The sequence below is a fragment of the Allosphingosinicella sp. genome, from assembly GCF_036387215.1.
Classification (GTDB): Bacteria; Pseudomonadota; Alphaproteobacteria; order Sphingomonadales; family Sphingomonadaceae; genus Allosphingosinicella.
On record NZ_DASVUE010000383.1, the window covers coordinates 1 to 4,615 of the forward strand.

A 4,615-nucleotide genomic window follows, 5' to 3' on the forward strand; every position below is an offset into this window, starting at 1 on the left:
CTGCTGGTGCTCGTCGGCAGCGCCTTGCTGGTGCGGCGGATCCCGCTCGGCCAGAGCCTCAAGATGTTCGCCGCCTGGGCGCTGATCTTCCTCGGCGCGTTCGTGATCTTCGCCTTGAAGGATGAGATCGTCAGCGCGGGCAAGCGCGTGTACCAGGAAGCGAGCGGCGGCGGCTCCGTCGCGGTTCAGGCCGGCGAGACGTTACGGATCAAGCAGTCGGACGACGGTCATTTCTGGGTCGACGGCGAACTCAACGGTAAGCGAGTGCGCTTCCTCCTGGATAGCGGCGCTACCGTGACGAGCATTTCGGCTGATACGGCCCGGCGCGCGAGCATCGAGCCCAGCAATGGCTTTCCGGTGCTCGTCAACACGGCCAATGGCACCGTGGCCGTCAAACGGGGCCGAGCGGAGCGGCTGGAAGTCGGCAAGATCCAGCGTAGCGATCTCGCCGTCCACATTTCGGAGACGTTCGGCGATACGGACGTGTTGGGGATGAACTTTCTCTCGTCGCTCTCCAGCTGGGGCGTGGAAGGCAAATGGCTCGTTCTGAAGCCGTGAGGGGCCTAGTCGTCGGCTCTAAAACTACAAAGGCGTATTTTACATAATGTATATTATCGCACTAATTTATGTCTGAGGCGGAGGCCCCCTCAGCGGCCGCCCTGGGGGATCTGGTCGAGATCATGCGCCGGCTGCGCGACCCCGAGAATGGTTGCGCGTGGGATCGCGAGCAGACGTTCAAGACGATCGCGCCCTATACCATCGAGGAAGCCTATGAAGTCGCCGACGCGATCGCGCGCGACGACCTGGACGAGCTGAAGGACGAGCTCGGCGACCTCCAGCTCCAGGTCGTCTACCATGCTCGGATCGCCGAGGAGCTCGGCGCATTCTCAATCGACGACGTGCTCGCCTCGATCTGCGCCAAGATGATCCGGCGGCACCCGCACATCTTCGGCGACGCCGCCGAAAGCCCCGGCTGGGAAGCCTTGAAGGCCGCCGAGCGCGGCCAGCGGGACGATGATAGCGCCCTTGCGCATGTCGCGTTGGCGCTGCCGGCGCTGAAGCGCGCCGAGAAGCTCCAGAGCCGCGCGGCCCGCGTCGGATTCGACTGGCCGGACATCTCGGGCCCGCGCGTCAAGATTGATGAGGAGCTCGCCGAGATCGAAGCCGCTGCAAGCGACCAAGAACGGTCGGCGGAGCTTGGCGACCTGCTTTTCTCGGTGGTCAATTATGCGCGGCATCTCGGCGTCGATCCGGAAACGGCGCTGCGCGACGCATCGGCGCGCTTCGAGACGCGCTTCCGCAAGGTTGAGACTTTGTCCGAACGGCCGCTCAAGGCCATGAGCATCGACGAGCTCGAAGCGCTCTGGCAGCGGGCGAAGCGCGAGCTCTAGGCGCTCCGGCGCTGGCGGTTCTGGAAGCGCGCCCAGTCGGCATCGCTGATCCGGACTTCGAACTCGGTCTCAAGTTCGTCGTCGCGCCGGTCGACCACTTCGCCATTTGCGTGCAGCCAGGCGATCGCTTCGCCGTCCGCGGCCGACAGCGTTACCTTGCGAACCTTGTTGCCCTCGCTCAGCCTCTCCGCGGCCGCCGCGATGAGATCGTCCACCCCTTCCCCACCGAGCGCCGAGATCCGGACGACATTCTCGCGCCGCTCCGCCTCGGCATGGATGCGATCGGCCTCCTCTTCGCCAAGCAGGTCGATCTTGTTCCAGGCTTCGATCAGTGGGGCACGCCCCTCTCCCATCGCGCCGATCTCGGTCAGCACCTGCTCCACATCCTCGCGCTGGGCATCGGTGTCGGGATGCGAGATGTCGCGGACGTGGATGATGAGATCGGCCGAGATCACCTCCTCCAGCGTCGCACGGAAGGCGGCGACGAGCTGCGTCGGAAGCTCCGAGATGAAGCCGACCGTGTCGGAGAGAATCGCCTTCTCAATACCCGGCATAGCGATCTCGCGCATCGTCGGGTCGAGGGTCGCGAACAGCAGGTTCTCGGCCATCACGTCGGCGTTGGTCAGCCGGTTGAACAAGGTCGATTTGCCGGCATTGGTGTAGCCGACCAGCGCGATCACCGGCCACGGCGCCCGCTGACGCCGCGCCCGATGCAGTGTTCGCGTGCGAGCGACCTGATCCAACTCCTTGCGAAGCTTGGCCATTCTATCGCGAATGAGGCGGCGGTCCGCCTCGATCTGGGTTTCGCCTGGGCCTCCCAAAAAGCCGAAGCCGCCACGCTGCCGCTCGAGGTGGGTCCAGGAGCGCACGAGCCGCCCGGATTGATAATCGAGATGTGCGAGTTCGACCTGGAGCCGGCCCTCGGCGGTCGCCGCACGTTCCCCGAAGATCTCGAGGATGAGTCCCGTACGGTCGATCACCTTCCGCTTCGTTGCGGTTTCGAGGTTGCGCTGCTGGATCGGCGTGATCGGGGCGTCGACGATGATGAGCTCGGCCTCGGCCTCTTCCGCCGCCGATGCGATCGTCTCCACCTGCCCGGATCCGAACAGCGTGGCGGCCTTCGGCGCGCGCACCTTGAACGGCATCTTCTCGGCGACGACGATGCCGATCGCCTCCGCCAGACCCGCGGCCTCGTCCAGCCGCGCCTCGGTGTCGCGGCGGCCGTTGGCGGCAAGTTCGGGCAGCGCCACGATCGCCCGTGCGCCGCGGCTTACTTCCCCGTCATTCTCCCGATTGAAAGCGCTCAGCCGCCGGACTCCTCGTCATCCGACTCTATAAAGCTTACCGGATGTTCCGGTTGCACGGTCGAGATGGCGTGCTTGTAGACGAGCTGCGACATGCCCTCGCGCTGGAGGAGCATGCAGAACAGGTCGAACGCTGCGATCTCGCCCTGCAGCATCACGCCGTTGACGAGGAACATGGTGACGGGCCCGCCGGACCGCCGGACCGCGCTGAGGAAGACCTCCTGAAGCAGGGTCGGCTTCTTCTTCTGCATCTGCTCGGAAAAAGTACGCTCGATCTCGGCCAAATCGATCGGCTGTGACGGCATGATCGTGGAGATGGCATGCTTGTAGATGAGCTGCGCCTGCCCGTCCCGGCGCAGCAGCACCGAGAAATTGTCGAACCAGGTGATGATGCCCTGGAGCTTCACGCCCTTCACGAGGAACATGGTCACCGGGGTCTTCGAACGCCTGAGGCTGTTCAGGAACATGTCCTGCAGATTGTTGACCTTGTCGGCCATTGCCCGCTCTCCTGCCGGCGAAACAGAGCAGATCCGTCGCCGGCTGTTTCCAACTTAGGGGCGCCGCCCGCCCCTGCAATAACATGGCCGAAGGAAATTCGCCATTGGCGGCTATTCGGGCTCGTCCGACTTGGTGTCGCCGATGCCGAGCGCCTTCAGCTTCCTGTGGAGCGCGGAGCGTTCCATGCCGATGAAGGTGGCGGTGCGCGAGATGTTGCCGGAGAAGCGGCGGATCTGCACGCGCAGATATTCCCGTTCGAACGTCTCGCGCGCTTCCCTGAGCGGCGTCCCCATGATCGCCTTCACGGCTTCGCCGGGCGACAATTGCGCCTGCTCGTTGAGGATCTCAGGCGGGAGCATGTCGATCTCGATCTGCCCCACCCGCGCCGCAGGGGCGAGGATGATGGTCCGCTCGATGACGTTGCGAAGCTGGCGGACGTTTCCGGGCCAGTCATAGGCCTGGAGCGCAGCGATCGCGTCGTCGGAGAAGTCCGGCGTCGGCAGCCTTTGCTCGGCCGCGAACCGCGCCGCGAAATGGGCTGCGATCTCGGGGATATCCTCGCGCCGGTCGGACAGCGCAGGCAGATGCACCGGCACCACGTTAAGGCGATAGAACAGATCCTCCCGGAAGCGGCCGCCGGCAATCTCCTCGGAGAGCTGGCGAGCGCTCGACGAGACGACGCGCATGTCAACCTTCACCGTGCGCTGGCCGCCGACCCGGGTGAAGCTCTGGTCGGTGAGGACGCGCAGAATCTTGGCCTGGGCCGGCAGCGGCATGTCGGCGATCTCGTCGAGGAACAATGTCCCGCCATGCGCCTGCTCGAGGAGGCCCGGGCGTGCGAGTTCGCCCCCCTCCTCCACTCCGAACAGTTCCTCCTCGACGCGCTCCGGCGTCATCCTCGCGGCGCTGACCACGACGAACGGCGCCTTCGAGCGCTGGCTCCAATTGTGGAGCAGCCGCGCGGCGACCTCCTTGCCGACTCCAGCCGGCCCCGTGATCAGCACACGGCTCCCGGTCCCCGCCACACGTTTAAGCGTCGCGCGCACCGAATTGATGGCGACGCTCGATCCGGTGAGCTCCGTCTCCTGCCCGATCTGGGCGCGGAGGGTCTCGTTCTCGCGCCGGAGCCGGTCCGTCTCCGTGGCCCTTGCGACGAGATGCAGCAAATGACCCGCCTCGAACGGCTTTTCGATGAAATCGACAGCACCCTGCCGGATCGCGGCGACCGCCGTGTCGAGGTTCCCGTGGCCGGAAATCATTAGCACCGGCAGCGTCGGATCCCGCCGCTTGATCTCTTCCAGCACCTGGAGGCCGTCGAGCTTCGAGCCCTGCAGCCACACGTCGAGAAGCACCAGCGACGGCCGCCGCTCGCCCAGCGCAGCAAGCGCCTCGCTGCTGTTGGCCGCCATTCGGGTGGCATAG

At 65.4% G+C, this 4,615-nt stretch carries 5 protein-coding genes; 2 read left to right on the forward strand and 3 right to left on the reverse strand.

Annotated elements, in window-relative coordinates:
• On the forward strand, positions 1–558 hold a 558-nt coding region (locus VF662_RS14780; RefSeq protein ID WP_464142622.1), incomplete at its 5' end, for a retropepsin-like aspartic protease family protein.
• A gap of 68 nt (positions 559–626) precedes the next feature.
• Positions 627–1,391 (forward strand): nucleoside triphosphate pyrophosphohydrolase, encoded by a 765-nt coding sequence (gene mazG, locus VF662_RS14785; RefSeq protein ID WP_464142624.1) that lies wholly within the window; start codon positions 627–629, stop codon positions 1,389–1,391.
• Here the strand turns inward: mazG and hflX are convergent.
• The 3 genes from hflX to ntrX form a co-directional block, all read right to left on the reverse strand.
• Positions 1,388–2,698, reverse strand: coding sequence for a GTPase HflX (gene hflX, locus VF662_RS14790; protein WP_464142630.1), 1,311 nt, complete (start codon positions 2,696–2,698; stop codon positions 1,388–1,390). The two genes, mazG and hflX, sit on opposite strands and share 4 nt — an antisense overlap.
• Positions 2,695–3,192 (reverse strand): RNA chaperone Hfq, encoded by a 498-nt coding sequence (gene hfq / locus VF662_RS14795; protein WP_464142626.1) that lies wholly within the window; start codon positions 3,190–3,192, stop codon positions 2,695–2,697. Before hfq ends, hflX begins: the two co-directional genes overlap by 4 nt.
• Positions 3,193–3,303: 111 nt before the next feature.
• On the reverse strand, positions 3,304–4,615 hold a 1,312-nt coding region (ntrX, locus tag VF662_RS14800), incomplete at its 5' end, for a nitrogen assimilation response regulator NtrX (protein ID WP_464142628.1).

What these genes read in the sequence shown, in the direction of transcription:
- mazG (WP_464142624.1), top strand. Translation starts at nt 627, where the DNA reads ATGTCTGAGGCGGAGGCCCCCTCAGCGGCCGCCCTGGGGGATCTGGTC.
- hfq (WP_464142626.1), bottom strand. Translation starts at nt 3,192, where the DNA reads ATGGCCGACAAGGTCAACAATCTGCAGGACATGTTCCTGAACAGCCTC.